Source organism: Pseudoduganella albidiflava, from assembly GCF_004322755.1.
Taxonomy (GTDB): Bacteria; Pseudomonadota; Gammaproteobacteria; order Burkholderiales; family Burkholderiaceae_D; genus Rugamonas; species Rugamonas albidiflava.
The window spans coordinates 5,057,076-5,075,805 of record NZ_CP036401.1; the positions used below are offsets into that span (position 1 = coordinate 5,057,076).

The 18,730-nt window shown below is 67.5% G+C and carries 12 protein-coding genes; 2 read left to right on the forward strand and 10 right to left on the reverse strand.

Annotation, left to right across the window (positions count from 1 at the left end):
- Window positions 1-107: 107 nt before the first annotated feature.
- Window positions 108-4,328, reverse strand: a complete 4,221-nt coding sequence (locus EYF70_RS20960) for a two-component regulator propeller domain-containing protein (RefSeq protein ID WP_131147140.1) — start codon at window positions 4,326-4,328, stop codon at window positions 108-110.
- Between the two features lie 9 nt (window positions 4,329-4,337).
- Window positions 4,338-5,507: a patatin-like phospholipase family protein gene (locus EYF70_RS20965; protein ID WP_131147141.1), complete on the reverse strand. Its 1,170-nt coding sequence runs from the start codon at window positions 5,505-5,507 to the stop codon at window positions 4,338-4,340.
- Between the two features lie 346 nt (window positions 5,508-5,853).
- Here EYF70_RS20965 and EYF70_RS20970 point away from each other — a divergent pair, with 346 nt between their 5' ends.
- Window positions 5,854-8,058 (forward strand): ATP-binding protein, encoded by a 2,205-nt coding sequence (locus tag EYF70_RS20970; protein WP_131147142.1) that lies wholly within the window; start codon window positions 5,854-5,856, stop codon window positions 8,056-8,058.
- A gap of 684 nt (window positions 8,059-8,742) precedes the next feature.
- Complete coding sequence (locus tag EYF70_RS20975) at window positions 8,743-10,023, forward strand: acyltransferase family protein (protein WP_131147143.1); 1,281 nt, start codon at window positions 8,743-8,745, stop codon at window positions 10,021-10,023.
- Window positions 10,024-10,108: 85 nt separating this feature from the next.
- On the opposite strand, the gene ggt is transcribed toward EYF70_RS20975, so the two are convergent.
- From ggt to lpxK, 8 genes are all read right to left on the reverse strand, one after another.
- Window positions 10,109-11,950: a gamma-glutamyltransferase gene (ggt, locus tag EYF70_RS20980; protein ID WP_174800421.1), complete on the reverse strand. Its 1,842-nt coding sequence runs from the start codon at window positions 11,948-11,950 to the stop codon at window positions 10,109-10,111.
- 69 nt (window positions 11,951-12,019) lie between these two features.
- Entirely contained in the window at window positions 12,020-12,778 is a 759-nt protein-coding gene (locus EYF70_RS20985) for a 3-hydroxyacyl-CoA dehydrogenase (RefSeq protein WP_131147145.1), read from the reverse strand.
- Between the two features lie 111 nt (window positions 12,779-12,889).
- On the reverse strand, window positions 12,890-13,450 hold the full coding sequence (locus EYF70_RS20990; RefSeq protein ID WP_131147146.1) for a hypothetical protein: 561 nt from the start codon (window positions 13,448-13,450) through the stop codon (window positions 12,890-12,892).
- Window positions 13,451-13,532: 82 nt separating this feature from the next.
- On the reverse strand, window positions 13,533-15,686 hold the full coding sequence (locus tag EYF70_RS20995) for a sodium-translocating pyrophosphatase (protein ID WP_131147147.1): 2,154 nt from the start codon (window positions 15,684-15,686) through the stop codon (window positions 13,533-13,535).
- 227 nt (window positions 15,687-15,913) lie between these two features.
- Window positions 15,914-16,570: an adenylate kinase gene (adk, locus tag EYF70_RS21000; RefSeq protein WP_131147148.1), complete on the reverse strand. Its 657-nt coding sequence runs from the start codon at window positions 16,568-16,570 to the stop codon at window positions 15,914-15,916.
- A 123-nt stretch (window positions 16,571-16,693) separates the two neighbouring features.
- A complete protein-coding gene (gene kdsB, locus EYF70_RS21005) occupies window positions 16,694-17,446 on the reverse strand; it encodes a 3-deoxy-manno-octulosonate cytidylyltransferase (RefSeq protein ID WP_131147149.1) in 753 nt (250 codons plus the stop codon).
- Between the two features lie 85 nt (window positions 17,447-17,531).
- Entirely contained in the window at window positions 17,532-17,708 is a 177-nt protein-coding gene (locus EYF70_RS21010) for a Trm112 family protein (protein ID WP_131147150.1), read from the reverse strand.
- Window positions 17,689-18,714 (reverse strand): tetraacyldisaccharide 4'-kinase, encoded by a 1,026-nt coding sequence (lpxK, locus tag EYF70_RS21015; protein ID WP_131149241.1) that lies wholly within the window; start codon window positions 18,712-18,714, stop codon window positions 17,689-17,691. Before lpxK ends, EYF70_RS21010 begins: the two co-directional genes overlap by 20 nt.
- Window positions 18,715-18,730 lie beyond the last annotated feature (16 nt).

Consider the following 18,730-nt stretch of genomic DNA (forward strand, 5'->3'; position numbering starts at 1 on the left):
CTCCCTAGTATCCGCCCCCACATCGGCGCGTTGCGATTATAACCACTGCCAAACGTACGCGAAATGCGCACGCGAAATGCACACGCGAAATGCGCACGCGAAACGCCTCAGGCGGAGCGGCCGCCATCGGCCGGCGCCAGCAGCCGTTCCAGCATCGCATGCAGCCGCGGCAGCTTGAGCCGGATCGCCGGCCAAAGTGCGCGGTCGGCGGCACGTTCCAGCTCCGCGCACAGCGCGTGCAGCTCCATCTCCCGCAGGTAGGCGGCGCTGCCCTTCATGCCGTGGAACAGCCGGCCCGCCGCATCCGCATCGGCGGCGGCCAGCGCGGCGTGCAGCTCGCCCAGCCTCGCCGGCAGGTCGGCCACGAAGGCATCGCGCAGGCGCAGGCGCAGCGCATTGGCCGCATCGTCCGCCGAACCGCCGGGCGGCCCGGCCATCGGCTGACCGGCAGCGATGCCGAACATCGCGTCCAGCTCCGCCACGCTCGGCTGTGCCGCCGCCGGGCGCTGCGGCAGCAACGCCGGCAGCGGATCGAGCACCACGCCGCGCGCCAGCTGGCGCTCGATGGCGCGGGCCAGCTGCAGGTGCAGCGCATCCTCGTCGATCGGCTTGGTCAGGAAGTCGTCCATGCCGGCGGCCAGGTAGCGGCTGCGGTCTTCCTCGCTGGCGTTGGCCGTCAGTGCCACGATCATCAGGTGGCGGTCGCAGACGGGCGCGCCGGCCGGGCCGCCGGCCCGGATCGCCCGCGTGGCGGTGGGCCCGTCCATTTCCGGCATGCGGCCATCCATCAGGATCAGGTCGTAGCGCGTTTGCGCGCAGGCGGCCACCGCCAGTGCGCCATTGCCGACGATGTCCACGCCATGGCCCATGTCCTCCAGCATCATGCGGATGATGATCTGGTTGGTCGGGAAATCTTCCGCGCACAATACCTTCAGGCGATGCGTGTGCGGCGCGCGCGCGGCCTGCGGCACCAGCGCCGGCGCGATGCCGTCGCACAGCGGCACCGTGAAGGAAAACACGCTGCCGGCGCCCGGCGTGCTGTGCGCGACGATCTCGCCATCCATCAGGTCCACCAGCTGGCGACTGATCGCCAGGCCCAGGCCCGTGCCGCCGTAGCGGCGCGTGGTGGTGGCATCGGCCTGCTCGAATTTTTCGAACAGCCGCGGCAGCTCGGTGGGCGGGATGCCGATGCCGGTATCCTCCACGGTAAAGCGGATCCGCGTGCACCCGGCCTCCGTGCACCCGGCCTCCTCGCCCCCGGCACGCGCCACCCGCAGCGTGACATGGCCGCGCTGCGTGAACTTGAATGCGTTACCGACCAGGTTGACGAGCACCTGCCGCAGCCGGGTCGGGTCGCCGATGACGAAATGCGGCAAGTCGCGCGCATAGTCGATCCGGAAGTCCACGCCCTGCGCGGCCGCCTGCTCCTCGAACAGGCTGGCCACGTTCTCCACGGTGGCGGCCAGCGCGAAATCGATCTTCTCGACGGTCAGCTTGCCCGCTTCGATCTTGGAAAAGTCCAGCAGGTCATTGATGATCGACAGCAGCGACTGGGCATTGGCCTGGCCGCGCTCGATCTGCTCGCGGGTCACCGGCTGCAGCGAACGGTCGCGCAGCGCGAAGCCCAGCATGCCGATCACGCCGGCCAGCGGCGTGCGCATCTCGTGGCTCATGTTGGCGAGGAATTCCGATTTTTGCCGCGTGGCGTCCTCGGCCCGCCGGGCGGCGTGGCGCAGGCGTTCGTCGCGCTGCTCGAGTTCGCGCTTTTGTTCCATCAGCAGGCGGTTCTTCATTTCCACCTCGGCCGTGCGCAGGCTGACCTGCTGTTCCAGGCGCAGGTGCCGGTCACGCAGCACGCGCATGCGCGCCCGATACACGCCGAAGGCACCGCCCAGCAGCAGCACCAGCGCCAGCGAGCGGAACCACCAGGTCTTCCACACCGGCGGCAGGATCGTGATCGCCAGCTCGGTCGGCTCGCCCCATACGCCATCCTTGTTGGCGGCCTTCACGCGGAACACGTAGTGGCCCGGATCGAGGTTGGTATACGTGGCGAAGCGCTTGCCCGCCCCGGTGCTGACCCAGTCGCCGTCGAAGCCTTCGAGCTGGTAGGCGAAGCGGTTGTTCTGCGGCCAGGCGAAGTGCAGCGCGGCGAATTCCAGCGAGAAGACCGAATCGCGGTGATCCAGTGTCAGCGCACGGGTCGCCTCGATGGCGCGCTGCAGGATCACGTCGCCATCGGGCCGCGCGGCGCCGGGGCGCACCGGCTGGTTGAAGATCTGGAAGTCGGTGATCGCCACCACCGGCGCGATGCCGTTCGGGCGCACGCGGGCCGGATCGAACGCGGTGATGCCGTTGAAACCGCCGAAGTACAGCGTGCCATCCGGCGCGGCGAACGCGGAACCGTCGAAGTAGGCGCCTTCGATGGTGCCGTCGGCGCCGGAATAGTTGCGCACCTGGTCCGTGGCCGGGTCCAGGCTGGCCAGCCCGCTGTTGGTCGACAGCCACAGCTTGCCCTGGCGATCCGGCAGGATCGCCGCGATCGCATCGTCGGCCAGCCCTTCCTGGCGGGTATAGCGGCGAAATGCGATGCCCCTGGCGGTGTGCTGCATGCGGTTCAGGCCCGACGCGGTACCGACCCACAGCGTGCCCTGCGCATCCTCGTGCAGGTAGTGCACCTCGTTGTGCGACAGGCTGCCGGGATCGCGCTGGTCGTGCTGGAAATGGCGGAACCGGCCGGTGCGGCGATCCAGCAGGCCCAGGCCGTTGAACGTGCCGACCCACAGGTTGCCGCGGCGGTCCTCCAGCACGGGCCGGACGCTGTCGTCGGCCAGGCTGGCGGGATTGCCGGGGTCGTGCCGGAACACGCGCATGGCGCCGCCGGCCGGGTCGATGCGGTACAGGCCCGCCTTGCTGGACACCCAGATCATGCCGGCGCGGTCGCCGAACACGTAGCGCACCGTGTCCAGCTCGGGATTGCCGCGCGAGAGCAGCAGCGGCCCGAAGTGGCCGGTGGCCGGCTCGAACGTGCGCACGCCGGCGCGGCTGCCCACCCACAGCGTGCCGCCGGGCGTGCGCCATAATCCGGTCACGTTGGCATCGCTGCTGCCGTTACCGGCCTGCGGCAGGCGGTACAGCCGGGCCTGGCCAGTAGTGGGGTCGTACAGGCTCAGGCCATGGTCGTTGCCGACCCACAGCCTGCCTTCGCCGGCATCGACGATGGCGCGCACCCGGTTATCGCTCAGCGATCCCGGCTGGTCGGGGTTCTTGACCAGCCGGGCGAAGCCGCCGCTGGACAGGTCGACCCGGCTGACGCCATTGAACCAGGTGCCCACCCAGAAGGTGCCCACGCGGTCGTGGAACAGCGCCGACACGTAGTTGTCCGCAAGACTGTGCGGGTCGCCCAGCTCATGGCGGTAACCGATGAAGCGGCGAGTCTGCGGGTGCCAGCGGAACAGCCCGTCGTTGCGCATGCCGGCCCACACGGTGCCCTCGGCATCCTGGTACAGGTTCATCACGGCGCCGGCCGGCAGCCCGGCATTGTCCGGCAGCCGCTCGCGCCGTGGCGCCGCCGCCGGCACCGCCGGCCGCCAGTGTTCCAGGCCCGCATGCGTGCCGACCCACAGCGTACCGTCGCGGTCGGCCAGCAGCGACTGCACCGCCACGGCGCGTGCGCCATTGGGTCCCGTCACGGAAAAGCGCGCCATGCCGGCGGCGCCGGGCGCCAGCAGGTCGACGCCGGCCGGCGTGCCGATCCACAGGCGGCCGGCGGCGTCGCGCGCCAGCGCATTGACCTGGTCATGCGCCAGGCTGCGCGGATCGTCCGGCGCGTGATGGAAGATCGTGAAGCGGCCCGTCGCCGGATCGAAGCGCTGCAGGCCATCGGCGGTGCCGAGCCACAGCCCGCCGGCGCCATCGTCGACGATGGCGCGCACATGCCGGTTGCCGTTGCCGCGCTGCGCCGGCTCTTGCGGGCGGAAGTGCCGGAAGCGCTGCGTCAGCGGATCGAACAGGTCCAGGCCATTGTCGGTGCCGACCCACAGCCGCCCGGCGGGATCGACATGCAGCACGCGCACCCAGTTCTGCGACAGGCTGTGCGGATCGTTCAGCGCATGCTGGTAGATCACGGTGCGGTAGCCGTCGTAGCGCGCCAGGCCACCCTGCGTGCCGAACCAGATGAAGCCCTGGCGGTCCTGCGCGATCGCCAGCACCGATTCCTGCGGCAAGCCCTCCTGCACGCTCAACTGCTCGAAACGCAGCGAGCGCGGCGGCGCGGCGCTGGCCAGGCCACACAGCAGGAGCAGGCAAAGCACCAGGAAGCGCGCCGTCATCGTGCCGCCTCAGTGACCGAAGAACGCCAGCACGTCGGCGCGCCGGGCGTGGGTGTCGCGCTGGCCCAGGCGGATCAGCTCATTCGTGTAGCTGGACTCGAACAGCAGGTACGACGCCAGCGCGGCGCCACGCGTCTCGGTCGCGCCGATCCCGGAGAGCATCGCGCGGATCGGCGCCGGCAGGCTGCCGACATGGCGCGCCGCGATATCGTCGAGCCGCTCGGAAGGCGCGATCACCAGCAGTTCGACGGGCCGCAGCGGCGTGCGTTCCAGCAGTTCGGCGGGCAGCATCGACAGCGTGTTGTTGATGCGGTTCAGGCGTTCGATATCCATCGCCAGGCCATCGAGGAAGATCGACGACATCGCATGGCCGGCGATCTGCGCCAGGCTCGGATAGCGCGCGTTGTCGCCGCCGCTGCGCGCCTGCTCGGTCAGCCGGCCGGCCCCCACCACCAGCACCTTCGCCGCGCCCAGGTGGATGGCCGGCGAGATCGGGGCGAGCTGGCGCATCGAGCCGTCGCCGCAATATTCGCGCTGGCCGCCGACGTACAGCGGCGTGGCCGGAAAGATGAAGGGAATCGCCGACGACGCCAGCAGGTGTTCGACGCCGATCTGGTCCTGCAGCGCGACCCGCTGCATGCGCGTCCACGGTGCGATCTCGGCGGCGGTCTGGTAGAACGTGATGTGCTGACCGCCGGTGTACGACGAGGCGGTGACGGCCAGGGCGTGCAGCAGCCCTTCCTGCAGCACGCCGTCGAGCCGCGGCAGGTCCAGCATCCGGTGCAGCAGGTTGACCAGCGGGGTATTGTTCAGCAACGAGGCCGGCGGCGCCGCGCGCCACTTGCGCAGCAGCCAGCCGAACGACAGCAGCGACAGCCAGCGCGCGCCGGAGCGCAGCACGCCCAGCGAGTCGGCGCGGTACACCTGTTCGACGGTGATGTGGGACCATACATCCATCAGCTTGGCCACGCTTTCGCCGAAATTGTCGGCACGGCAGGCCAGCGCGGTGGCATTGATGGCGCCGGCCGAGGTGCCGCAAATGATCTGGAACGGGCTGCGCGCCGGAGCCCAGCCTTCATCCCACAGGATTTCCGCGATCGCCTGCAGCACCCCGACCTGGTAAGCGGCCCGCGCCCCCCCGCCGGTCAGGATCAGGCCGGTCTTCTTTTTCATGCCCATTGATTAAGTTCCCATCCATGAAGGGTAACACGGCAACACACGGCCCCGGCAAGCCTGCATGTTTGCAAGGCACCTGCGTGCTCTCGCCCGGCGGTACGCAATGCTATGATGCCGGGATGTTCATGGCACCGCCTTGCACCCGGTGGCGACGGGCGTGGCAAGGCGTCGCCGCCGTGCCGCCAGCGCGTCCGGCAGTGCGGCAACGCCGCATCGACCACATCGCATCGACCGCACCGCCGCAACCGCAGTACCGCAGCAGTACCGCCATGGGCGTTTTTCGAGCCGATGTTTTTCGAGCTGATCCAACAAGTCGCAGCAGGGCCCGCGGCCCGCAGGAGAGTTCACATTGAATACGGAAACGCAGACGGCACTACGGGAAGAGCCATCCGAAGCACGCCATGTCGTGCGCTTCTACCGGGACGAGGTGGTACTGCTGGCCGAAGTCGCCGAATTCCTCGACCGGGGCCTGCGCGGCGGCGGTACGGCGATCGTCATCGCGACGGCGGAGCACCGGGGCGCGCTGCGGCAGCAGCTGATGGGCCTGGGCTCCCTGAAGGGCCAGCGCGGCTGGTTCCCGGGCGAACTCGTGATGCTGGATGCGGCCGATGCACTGGCGGGCTTCATGGTCGAGGACTGGCCGGACGAGCAGCGCTTCGACCAGGTCATCGGCAAACTGGTGCGCCAGGCCGCCGCCGCGGGAAAGCCCGTGCATGCGTTCGGCGAAATGGTCGCGCTGCTGTGCGAGCAGGGCCTGTACGACGCCGCCGTGCGCCTGGAACAGCTATGGAACGCGCTGCGCCGGGAATGCCGCTTCGCACTGTTCTGCGCCTATCCCTGGCAGCTGTTTCCAACCGATCAGCAAGCCGCGGACTTCCATCGTATCTGCTGCGAGCACGACCATGTGTATCCGCACGGCGGCGACGGGGCGGCTGCGGAGCAGGACGTGTCGGTGCGGCTGGCCCTGCTCGAACACAGGAACCACGTGCTGGAAGGCGAAGTGGCCCGCGCCCGGGAAGCGGAGCGCACGCTCCGGCAGCGCGAGCGCGAACTTGCCGATTTCATCGAAAATGCCGCGGAAGGGCTGCACCGCGTCGGGCCGGACGGCATCATCCTGTGGGCCAACAAGGCCGAGCTGGCGCTGCTGGGCTACCGGTGGGAAGAATATGTCGGCCACCACATTGCCCGCTTCCATGCCGACCGGGCCGTCATCGAGGACATCCTGCAGCGCCTGCAGGCCGGCGGAACGCTGCACGACCAGCCGGCCCGCCTGCGCTGCAAGGATGGTTCGATCAGGCACGTGGTCATCAGTACCAACGCCTGCTTCGACGACGGCCGCCTGCGCTATACCCGCTGCTTTACCCGCGATGCGACCGAACGCCACCTGCTGGAACAGGCGCACCGGGAGCGCGAGGCGCTGGTGGCCGAACTGTCCCGTTCCAACCAGGCCAAGGATGAATTCCTGGCCATGCTCGCGCACGAATTGCGCAACCCGCTGGCGCCGATCAGCGCGGCGGCACAGCTGCTGGCGGTCGCGGGCGGCGATCCGGAACGCGTCCGCCAGGCTTCCGCCGTCATCGGGCGCCAGGTCGGCCACATGAAAGGCCTCATCGACGACCTGCTCGACGTGGCCCGCGTCACACGCGGCCTGGTCACGCTGGCCCGGCACCCGGTCGACCTGCGCGACGCGGTGGCCGATGCGGTCGAGCAGGCCGCGCCGCAGATCCAGGCCCGCCGCCACCGGCTGGTGCTGGACATGGGAAGCATGCCGGCCATGATCAGCGGCGACCGCAAGCGCATCATCCAGGCGATCGCCAATCTGGTCGCCAACGCGGCCAAGTTCACGCCGGATGGCGGCGAGATCGCGCTCCGCCTGTCGGTAACCGCCGAGCACGTGACACTGGCCGTCGCCGACAGCGGCATCGGCATGGAGCCGGAGCTGGCGACGCGCATCTTCGACCTTTTCGTGCAGGGCCGGCGCGGCCCCGACCGCACCCAGGGCGGCCTGGGCATCGGCCTGGCACTGGCCAGGAGCCTGGTGCAATCGCATGGCGGGTCGCTCGCGGTGCGCAGCGATGGCACGGGGAAGGGCAGTACCTTCACGGTGTGCCTGCCGCGCGTGGGCGGTGGCGCGGCCGCCGAGCCGCCGCCCGCCATGCCCGGAAAGGAACCGCCGGGCCATGCGCAGCCTGGGCGGGCATTGCACATCGTGGTGGTCGACGACAACCGCGACGCGGCCGATTCGCTGGCCGGGCTGCTGGCGGCAAGGGGGCACGCCGCCAGCGCCGTCTATTCCAGCGCCGCCGCGCTGGAGGCGGCCGCCGTCGCCTGCCCGCAGGTATTCCTGCTCGATATCGGCTTGCCCGACATCGACGGCATCGCGCTGGCGGGCCGCCTGCGCGCCATGCCGGGGGCCGGCGCCGCGGTGCTGGTCGCCGTCACGGGCTACGGCCAGGAGCGCGACCGGGAATCGACCCGGGCGGCCGGTTTCCATCATCACCTCGTGAAACCGGTCGACACCGGCGAACTGTTCGACCTGCTGGCACGGCTCTGACGCGCGAACGGGCACGGCGATCATCCGCACGGCGCCCTTGCGCCCGGGATGTGCTCCCTGCCCACGCTTGCCGGCGATGGGGCGGCTTACCGGCTCTGCCGCCAAGTGATTCCGCGCAGCCACGCAAATTGCAAGTGCAATATTAATGTTGGCGCCACTCTATATTCCGCGGAGCTCTGGCAGCGTATTTTCCATCGGCTCCGGCAGAAACAACTTGCAATATTGGTATTATTCTAATACGCTAGATAGTTAGCCAAGCAGTCTGTGGCGCAGCAATCTCTGTTACCCGCACGATTCGCATACGATTCGACATGCTGCCAGGCAAAGCTTTCAAGGCCGGGTTTTCAACGCGAGGCTTTCGGAAAAACACTGAGCAACACTGAGTAATACCGAGTAATACCGGGAACGCTGAATACGCTGGTGCGGGCGCGATGCTGTCAACCCGCTGCTATCAACCAATGCTGTGAACCGCTGCTGTCAACAGAAGCATGGAGCCGTGTGCACGATACAGTTACCGGAAGTTGAAGCATGTGCCATGCGGTATTAATACTACTTCCGCAGGACATCTCTTCCGTATCAAAGGATCGTTTGCGACAGCAAACATCCTGGCTTGCCCGCCAAATCATGGTGCATTCCTGCTGCAGGCAATCTGATTACCTGAAGAATCAAGAATAAATTCTCCAAATGAAAATCGACATACCTCAGCCTTTACCGAGCGATATGCCAGCTACCAGGGCGCGCGATAAGGAAAAGGGATTCTGGGCACTCAACTGGCTTCGATATCTCCTGGCGATCTATATCGTTCTCTATCACACCTTGATGGGCTACGGCCAAATCAAGGGCACCTGGTTCCAGGCATCGCTTGAAATCGGGAACCTGGCGACCAGCGTATTTTTCGTACTGTCGGGCTTCTTGCTCACCTACGCCTACGTCATCGTCAAAAGCGGGCGCGAGGTCAACCGGCGTAATTTCTGGGTTGCGCGCTTTTCCACGCTGTATCCACTGCACCTGACAGGCCTGCTGCTGTCGCTGCTGCCGTTTGCCCAGACCATGATCGGCCGCGGTGGCATCGTGGTCCCGCTGGACCTGGATGGCACGGCGACACGCATGCTTGGGCATGGTGAACTGATCTTCGGCTTCCTGGCGACGGCCACGTTGATGAATGCGTGGAATCCCCTGTACATCCTGTTCAATGGCCCGTCCTGGTCGCTGTCGGCGCTGGCCTGCTTCTACCTGGTCTTCCCTTTCGTTGCGCCGGGAATCTACCGCATCAACAAGCCTGCCCGCATGCTCATCGTGCTGGGCGTGATCTTCCTTCTTCCAGGTGCGATCGCGGATCTGCTTCACCTGACCGACATCATCACGGACGGTGTGCTGCACAGGAATCCAATCATCCGCCTGCCCTTGTTCCTGGCTGGCATGGTCCTGTGCGTGCTGCATTCGCGCGCCAACGTGGTAGGCTCGCCGGCCCAGAACGCGGCAGGGGTAATCGTGGTGCTGGCAACGGTGGCGATAGCCGTCACCCTGCAGTTCATGGACAGCCGGCTGCACGTGATCAAGAATGGGCTGTACTATCCCGCCTGCCTGGCAATCATATGGCTCTGCGTCTCGATCAAATACAAGCCGAGCGAAACGATTCAATACTGGGGCACCCGCCTGGGCGCGGCGTCGCTGCCCGTGTTCCTGCTGCACATGCCGTTTTTCCCGGTCTTCCGCGCGGCCGAGAAGTTTATCAAGTCACTTTTCTACACGCCTGACTGGAGCATTTCAAGCATCGTGGCGACCGGCCGCACGATTGACCAGAGCGTTGCCTGCTATCCCTTGTACCTCATCTTGCTGACGATTTTGTGCGTGCTCGTGCAGGAACGTTTCGTTGTGCCACTGCAGGCGAAAATACGCAACGCCATGAGCAAGCGGGACAGGCTGGAGCCCGTGCGGGAAACAAGCAAGACCGGCACGGTCTGATCCACGATCAGGTTTGCCTGCCGCTGCCTGGCGAGCGCATTTCCACGGCGCTCGCCAGGCGCCGCATGCATGAAGCAGCACTGATTCAATCGCCGCGCACGATCCCCTCGCGCCGCGGATCGGCGCCGCCGAACCAGAGTTCCTTGCCGCCCTGCCGCAAGCGCCCGATGCCCTGCAAGCCCGAGTTCTGCTCGAACTCGCGCACCTCGTGGCCGCGCGCCTTCAGCTGCGCGATCACGTCGCCACCGACGCGCCCCGCTTCCAGCTCGGTCGGGCCATTGCGGCTGCCGAAGTTGGGCAGGCTGATCGCCTGCTGCACATCGAGATTCCAGTCCAGCGTGCCCACCAGCACCTTCATCACGTAATTGATGATCGACGAACCGCCCGGCGAGCCGGTGGCCAGCACCAGCTTGCCCGCTTCGCCGTTGGCCTTGCGCTCGAACACCAGCGTGGGCGACATGGCGCTGCGCGGCCGCTTGCCGGGCTGCACGCGGTTGGCGATCGGGCCGTCGGCGTCGGCGGTATCGAACGAGAAATCGGTCAGCTGGTTGTTCAGCAGGAAGCCATCGACCATCTGCCGCGAACCGAAGGCGTCTTCCACCGACGTCGTCATCGACAGCCCGTTGCCGTACTGGTCCACCGCCACCAGGTGCGATGTCGAGGGCCGGTCCAGTGCCGTGTCCGCGCCCCAGGCCACCTGCATGCCTTGCGGCGTACCGGCCGGCGCGCTGCCCATCGACTTTTCGCCGATCAGGGCGGCGCGCCGCGCCAGGTACTGCTTGTCGAGCATCGAAGCGATGCCCCTGCCCGGCAGTGGCACGAAGTCGGTGTCGGCCACGTAGCGGTTGCGGTCCGCGTAGGCCAGCCGGCCCGCCTCGGAAAACAGGTGGATCGCTTCGGCATCGAGCTTGCCGGCGACCGGCGGGTGCGCGGCGATGCTCGTGCGTTCCAGGATGCCCAGCATCTGCGCGATCGCGATGCCGCCCGACGATGGCGGCGGCGCGCCGCACACCTTCCACTTGCGGTAGTCGGCGCACACCGGATCGCGTTCCTTCGGCCGGTAATCGGCGATATCGCGCGCCGTCAGCAAGCCCGGATTGGTCGGGTGGTTCGCCACCTTGGCGGCGATGTCGCGGGCAATGCGGCCGGTATAGAACGCATCGGCGCCGCCGCGGGCGATCTCGCGCAGCGTCCGCGCCAGCTCGGGGTTCTTCAACAGGTAGCCGACGGGGCGCGGTTCGCCGTCCTTGTCGTAGAAATAGGCGGCCGCCACCGGGTCGCGCGGCAGGCGCTTGCGGTCATACTTCAACAGCGCATGCAGGCGCGGACTGACCTGGAAACCCTGCTCGGCCAGTTCGATCGCCGGTTCGAACAGTTTTTCCCAGGCCAGCTTGCCGTGCTTTGCATGCACCATGCCCAGCATCCGCACCACGCCCGGCGCGCCGGTCGAGCGGCCGCCGACGATGCCCTCCTCGCGCGACACCGGCTTGCCATCCTTGTCCAGGAACAGCCGCTCGCTCGCCGCCATCGGCGCTGTCTCGCGGCCATCGTAGGCATGCACCCTGCTGCCGTCGTACAGCATCAGGAACGCGCCGCCGCCGATGCCGGACGATTGCGGCTCCACCAGGGTCAGCACCATCTGCGTGGCGATCGCCGCATCGATCGCGCTGCCGCCGGCCTTCAGCATCCGGTAGCCCGCTTCGGTGGCCAGCGGGTTCGCCGCGGCGACCATGTAGCGCTGCGCCTGGACGCCCTGCTTCTCGGCATAGCCGGTCGCGATCTCCGGTGCGCGCTGCAGCGTGGCCGCCTGCTGCGCCAGCGCCGGCACGCCCGCGCACAGCAGTGCGGCAGCCAGCGAGGCAGGCAAAGCGGCGGAAAAAACGGTGGAAATCCTGATGGAAGCGGTGGTGGAATAAAGTCGGGTCATCGGTTCTCCCAGAAAAGCAAAACGCGCGACCGCGGCCGCGCGTTTCATTGACAGTAGCCAGATGCTACCTCATTTCGGCTGCATCCGTATCGCACCGTCGAGGCGGATCGTCTCGCCGTTCAGCATCACGTTCTCGATGATCGCCTTCGCCAGGTGCGCATACTCGGCCGGCTTGCCGAGGCGCGGCGGGAACGGCACCATCTTGCCCAGCGCCTGCTGCACCTCGTCCGGCATGCCCAGCAACATCGGCGTTTCGAAAATCCCCGGCGCGATCGTCATCACCCGGATGCCGCTGCGCGACAGGTCGCGCGCCATCGGCAGCGTCATGCCGGCCACCCCCGCCTTCGACGCGGCATAGGCGGCCTGGCCCATCTGGCCATCGAACGCGGCAACCGATGCCGTGTTGACGATCACGCCCCGCTCGCCATGCTCCAGCGGTTCCTCGCGGCTCATCGCATCGGCCGCCAGCCGGCACATGTTGAAGGTACCCACCAGGTTGATGCCGATCGTGCGCGCGAAGGCGTCCAGCGGGTGCGGGCCCTCCTTGCCGACCGTCTTCGCGGCCGGCGCCACGCCCGCGCAGTTCACGATGCCGCGCAGGCTGCCCAGCGCCTGCGCCGCGGCCACCACCGCCACGCCGTCGGCTTCCTGCGTGACGTCGCAGCGCACGAACCTGCCGCCCAGTTCCGCGGCGAGGGCCTCGCCAGCTTGCGCCTGCAAGTCCGCGAGCACGACCTTGCCGCCCGCTTGCGCCAGCGTGCGCGCGGTGGCGGCGCCCAGGCCGGAAGCGCCGCCCGTGATGATGAATACATTGTCCCTGATCTGCATGCCGTCTCCCTGGTGATGTGAATGGCTTGACGCGCGGTGGATCACGCGAAGTACTCCGCGCGCATTACGTTACGTTTACGTAAGCGTCAATTGACGCCATTGTAGCGTCAATCACATGCAGCGGACATAGCCTCCCACGTTGGTGCAATGCCGGCCGGCCGGGCTGCGGGTCACGCCGGTGCCACCGTTCTGGAACGTGGTGCCGGCGGCATCGCGGCACACCCGGCCCACGCAGGTGGTGGGCGAAGGCCGGTTCGGCGGCGGCGTGGCGAACGCGCCCGGCGCCGGGCTGGCATAGGGAGAAGGATTGACGGCGGGCGGTCGCGGCGGCACGGGCGCTGAAGGGTACGGCGAGCGCGGTTCCAGCGTGGCGGACGGCAGCACCGCCGCGGGTTCCGGCGTGGTATCGGGTAGTCCAATGCGGCTGGCGCTGTCGTCCTGCCGCGGAACCGGCCGGCGCGGCATCGGCCGCTGCGCCGGCGCCGTGCGGCAGGGCTCGATCTCCAGGCTCTTGCCGTCGGCGCCGAGCTTGCACACGGGCAGCCGGGCATACGCTTCGCGCTCGGCGGCGGCATCCTGTTGCGCGTACGCCAGCGCGGGCAGCAGCACGGCAGCGAGGAGGAAGGAACCAGGGAGGAAGAAATCAGCGAGAGAACGACGGCGTGGCGACATGGAAAACCCCGGGCGGAAGCGGCGCATCCATGATACGCCGCGCAGTCCGGGCCCTGCCGCACTGCTGGTACCGCCGCGGCCTTCAGCGCTGGGCAGCCGGCGCCGCCGGCAATGCCTGCGGCACGCCGGTGGCCACACGGTCCGGTACCTTCGCGCGGGCCGTCACCGGCTCGGGCGTGACGGCCAGCCAGCCGGTCGTCGGCAGCAGCGGCACCAGCAGCAGCGCGACGATGTTGATGATCTTGATGAGCGGATTGACGGCGGGGCCGGCGGTGTCCTTGTACGGATCGCCGACGGTATCGCCCGTCACGGCGGCCTTGTGCGCATCCGAGCCCTTGCCGCCATGGTTGCCGTCCTCGATGTATTTCTTGGCATTGTCCCAGGCGCCGCCGCCGGTCGTCATCGAGATCGCCACGAACAGGCCCGTGATGATGGTGCCCATCAGCATGCCGCCCAGTGCGGCCGGGCCCAGCAGCATGCCGACCAGGATCGGCACGATCACCGGCAGCAGCGACGGCAGGATCATCTCGCGGATCGCCGAGGCCGTCAGCATGTCGACCGCCTTGTCGTACTCGGGCTTGCCGGTGCCGTCCATGATGCCCTTGATCTCGCGGAACTGGCGCCGCACCTCGATCACCACCGCGCCGGCAGAGCGGCCCACCGCTTCCATCGCCATCGCGCCGAACAGGTAGGGAATCAGGCCGCCGATGAACAGGCCCACGATCACCATCGGGTTCGACAGGTCGAAGCGGATGTCGATATCGCGCGAGTCCAGCGCATGCGTGTAGTCGGCGAACAGGACCAGCGCGGCCAGGCCGGCCGAACCGATCGCATAGCCCTTGGTGACGGCCTTGGTGGTATTGCCGACCGCGTCCAGCGGGTCGGTGATCGCCCGCACCGATTCGGGCATGCCGGCCATCTCGGCGATGCCGCCGGCATTGTCGGTCACCGGCCCGTAGGCATCGAGCGCCACGATGATGCCGGCCATCGACAGCATCGACGTGGCGGCGATGGCGATGCCGTACAGCCCGGCCAGCTCGTAGGACACCAGGATCGCCACGCAAACGGCCAGCACCGGGTAGGCGGTGGATTTCATCGACACGCCCAGCCCGGCGATGATATTGGTGCCGTGCCCGGTCGTCGACGCTTCGGCGATGTGGCGCACCGGCTTGAAGTCGGTGCCCGTGTAGAACTCGGTGATGTAGACCATCAGCCCGGTCAGCACGATGCCCACCACGGTCGCGCCCATCATCTGCCAGCGCATGTCGTAGTCGTCCCACACCAGCCAGGTGACGACGGCGAAGCCGATCAGCGACAAAATCGCCGACCACCACAGCCCCGTGTACAGGGCCGACATGATCTTCTTGCCAGGTTTGGCCTTGACGAACAGGCAGCCGACGATCGACGCCAGGATCGATACGCCGCCCAGCAGCAGCGGGTAGAGGATCGCCTCGCGCGGGCTGTCGGCGATCATCAGCGCACCCAGCAGCATGGTGGCGATCAGGGTCACCACGTAGGTCTCGAACAGGTCGGCCGCCATCCCGGCGCAATCGCCTACGTTGTCGCCCACGTTGTCGGCGATGACGGCGGGATTGCGCGGATCATCCTCGGGGATGCCCGCTTCCACCTTGCCGACCAGGTCCGCGCCCACGTCGGCGCCCTTGGTGAAGATGCCGCCGCCAAGGCGCGCGAAGATCGAGATCAGCGAAGCGCCGAAAGCCAGCCCGATCAGCGGCTTGATCACGTCGTGATGCGACAGCTGGGGCGATGGATACGCGCTGCTGGCGAATGCAGTGAGCATGCCGTAGAACAGCGCCACGCCCAGCAGGCCCAGCCCCACCACCAGCAGGCCGGTGATGGCGCCGCCCTTGAACGCCACGTTGAGCGCTTCGTTCAGGCCCACCGTGGCCGCCTGCGCCGTGCGCACGTTGGCCCGCACCGACACGTTCATGCCGATGAAGCCGCAGGCGCCGGACAGCACCGCGCCGATCAGGAAGCCCAGCGCGGTCTGCACGCCGAGCAGCAGGAAGATGACAACGAGAAGGATGATGCCGACGATGGCGATGGTGCGGTATTGCCGCGCGAGATAGGCACTGGCGCCCTGCTGGATCGCCGCCGCGATTTCCTGCATGCGGGCGTTGCCGGCATCCTGCCCCAGGATCCAGCTGCGCGAATACAACCCGTATATCACCGCGATGACGCCACATGCCACCGCAAACCACAGACCTGCTGCCATATGTCCCCCTTTGTGAACCAACGTTGTCGAATGGTGCAAATCGGACTTCATCACGCCGCGCGGCGCGGCTGGGGCCTGTGCAGGTCCCTAACGAAACGATGCAAACGAAACGATGCGAACGAAACTGTGCGAACGAACGGGCAGCCATCGGGGCCGGCCGGGAGTCGCTGCGGCCTAAAGGGGGCCGGCAAAAAAAAACGGACCGTGCCGGTCCGTTTTTTGGGTTCTTATTCCGCCAGCGCGGCGAACGCGCGGTCGCGGATTTGATCGACGGCTCCGACACCCTCGATCTTGCGGTACTTCGGCGCTTCCGTGGCGCCCGATTTGGCCCACTCGTTGTAATAGCCGAGCAGCACTTCGGTCTGGTTGTGGTAGACGTCGAGGCGCTTTTTCACGGTCTCGGCCTTGTCATCGTCGCGCTGCACCAGCGGCTCGCCGGTCACGTCGTCCAGGCCTTCGGCCTTGGGCGGATTGAACTTGACGTGGTACACGCGGCCCGAGCCGGGATGGCAGCGGCGGCCATCCATGCGTTCGATGATCTGTTCGTCCGGCACGTCGATTTCCAGCACGTAGTCGATCTTCACACCGGCATCCTTCATGGCGTCGGCTTGCGCGATCGTGCGCGGGAAGCCGTCGAACAGGTAGCCATTGGCGCAGTCCGCTTCCTTCAGGCGATCCTTGACGAGACCGATGATGATGTCGTCGGAAACCAGCTGCCCAGCGTCCATCACTTTCTTGGCTGCCAATCCCATCTCCGTACCGGCCTTGATGGCGGCCCGCAGCATGTCACCGGTCGAAATCTGGGGAATGTTGTATTTTTCCTTGATGAAGTTGGCCTGGGTGCCCTTGCCGGCGCCGGGTGGTCCTAACAGAATGAGACGCATGAAAATTCCTAAAACAATTTTAATAGTTTGATGGTAAGTGTGTCATTAGTGACGAAACTTACCACAAAACGCCGGCCCAACGCCACTTCGGGAGGCCGTTTGGGATGCAAAAACGTCAAACGCTCAGCCGAAGTGAGCGCGCACCCGTTCCAGGTCTTCGGGGGTATCGACACCGGGTGCCGGTGCCGCGTCGGTGACGTGCACGGCGATAGGATGGCCATGCCACAGCACGCGCAACTGTTCGAGCGCTTCGATGGTCTCGAGCGGCGACACTTCCAGCAGCGGATAGGCTTGCAGGAAATCGTTGCGGTAGGCGTACAGGCCGATGTGGCGCAATGGCACATAGCCGGCGGGAAGCACGGCGGGACGGGACTGCGCGAACGCATCGCGGGCCCAGGGGATCGTGGCGCGGCTGAAGTACAGCGCGCGGCCGGCCTTGTCCAGCACCACTTTCACCACGTTCGGATTGAACGAGTCGGCGGCATCGTGGAGCGGATGCGCGCAGGTGGCCATTGGCACGCCGGCACCGATGCGCGCGGCGCACGCGGCCAGCAGCGCCGGATCGATCAGCGGCTCGTCGCCCTGCAGGTTGACCACCACCGCTCCGGGCGGCAGGCCGAGCGCGCGTGCCACCTCGGCGATGCGGTCGGTGCCCGAAGGATGATCGTCGCGCGTCATCAGCGCGGCGATGCCGTGCGCGGCGCAGGCGTCGAGGATGGACGGGTGGTCGGTGGCGACGATGATGCGTTCGGCGCCGGACAGCGCGGCGCGCTCGGCCACGCGCACCACCATCGGCTTGCCGGCCAGGTCGGCCAGCGGCTTGTTCGGCAGCCGGGTCGACGCCAGCCGCGCGGGAATGATGACGGTAAAGGTCACGGTGTCTCGATGTTCAGGTCGGCGCGCATGCGAGGGATGCTAATCCAGGCGGCACGGATGTCCTCTGCGGCGATTTCGCAGTCATTCACTCCGCGGTGTCCTGCAGCGTGCGGGCTTCGTCGGCCCACATGATCGGAATGCCGTCGCGGACCGGATAGGCCAGGCGGTCGCCGCGGCAGATCATTTCCTGGGCCTTCTTGTCGTATTCCAGCGGGCCCTTGCAAACGGGGCAGACCAGGATGTCAAGCAAACGTGCTTCCACGGCATTTCTCCACAATGTGTGCGATCAGCGCGGCATCGAGCTGCGCGCCGACGGGGACGACCCACAGCCGCGGATCGTCCCTCAGTTCTTCGATATGCGCGCATTTTACTGCATCCTTCTCGGTCATCAAGATCGCGTCCGCCGCCACGCGCGCAAAGGGCCGGTCGAGGAAATCGTGGTGGTCGGGCAGCGGCAATTCCTCGAACGCCAGCCCGGCATCGGCCAGCATGCGGAAGAAGCGTTGCGGATTGCCGATGCCGGCGGCGGCGACCAGCCGGCCCTTGCCACCCATCCGGGCCAGCGGCACGCGGTCGCGGCGGTCCGCCAGGCGTTCGGCAACGGTGCCGGCAAGGGTCATCTGGAATGGCGTGCCTCCCACGCTGGCCGCCAGCTGCGGCGCCAGTACCGGCACGTTGACGACGGTGACATCGCGCCGGCGCGAGGGCGGCTCGCGCAGCGGCCCCGCCGGCAAGGTCCAGCCGTTGCCCACCCCGCGGCCGTCGAACAGCACCACCTCCACGTCGCGCTGCAAGGCATAGTGCTGCAGCCCGTCGTCGGTGACGATCACGTCCACTTCCGGATGCGCGGCCAGCAGCGCCCGGCCCGCCGCCACGCGGTCGCGGCAGACGAACACCGGGCACGCGGCGCGGGTGGCGATCAGCACCGGCTCGTCGCCCACCTGGGCCGGCGTCGACAGCGCGGTGACGGGGCGCGGTCCATCGCCCTTGCCGCCGAAGCCGCGCGACACCACGCCCGGCCGCATGCCCCGCGCGCGCAGCTGCTCGACCAGCCAGATCGTCAGTGGCGTCTTGCCCGTGCCGCCGATGAAGATGTTGCCGACCACGATGACCGGCACCGGCAGGCGGCTGGACTTCAGCACGCCGGCGCGGTACAGCAGGCCGCGCAGGCCGGCCAGCGCCCGGAACAGCAGCGATACGGGATACAGCGCGCAGGCCAGCGGGCCGCGTCGCAGCCAGGCGCGGGTGAGCGTGGATTCGAGGCTCATGTCGTGCGTCGTGTAG

Bases quoted from the DNA above. Each gene is read 5' to 3' on its own strand.
- EYF70_RS20960 (WP_131147140.1), bottom strand. From the start codon at position 4,328: ATGACGGCGCGCTTCCTGGTGCTTTGCCTGCTCCTGCTGTGTGGCCTG.
- EYF70_RS20965 (WP_131147141.1), bottom strand. From the start codon at position 5,507: ATGGGCATGAAAAAGAAGACCGGCCTGATCCTGACCGGCGGGGGGGCG.
- EYF70_RS20975 (WP_131147143.1), top strand. From the start codon at position 8,743: ATGAAAATCGACATACCTCAGCCTTTACCGAGCGATATGCCAGCTACC.
- ggt (WP_174800421.1), bottom strand. From the start codon at position 11,950: ATGACCCGACTTTATTCCACCACCGCTTCCATCAGGATTTCCACCGTT.
- EYF70_RS20985 (WP_131147145.1), bottom strand. From the start codon at position 12,778: ATGCAGATCAGGGACAATGTATTCATCATCACGGGCGGCGCTTCCGGC.
- EYF70_RS20990 (WP_131147146.1), bottom strand. From the start codon at position 13,450: ATGTCGCCACGCCGTCGTTCTCTCGCTGATTTCTTCCTCCCTGGTTCC.
- EYF70_RS20995 (WP_131147147.1), bottom strand. From the start codon at position 15,686: ATGGCAGCAGGTCTGTGGTTTGCGGTGGCATGTGGCGTCATCGCGGTG.
- adk (WP_131147148.1), bottom strand. From the start codon at position 16,570: ATGCGTCTCATTCTGTTAGGACCACCCGGCGCCGGCAAGGGCACCCAG.
- lpxK (WP_131149241.1), bottom strand. From the start codon at position 18,714: ATGAGCCTCGAATCCACGCTCACCCGCGCCTGGCTGCGACGCGGCCCG.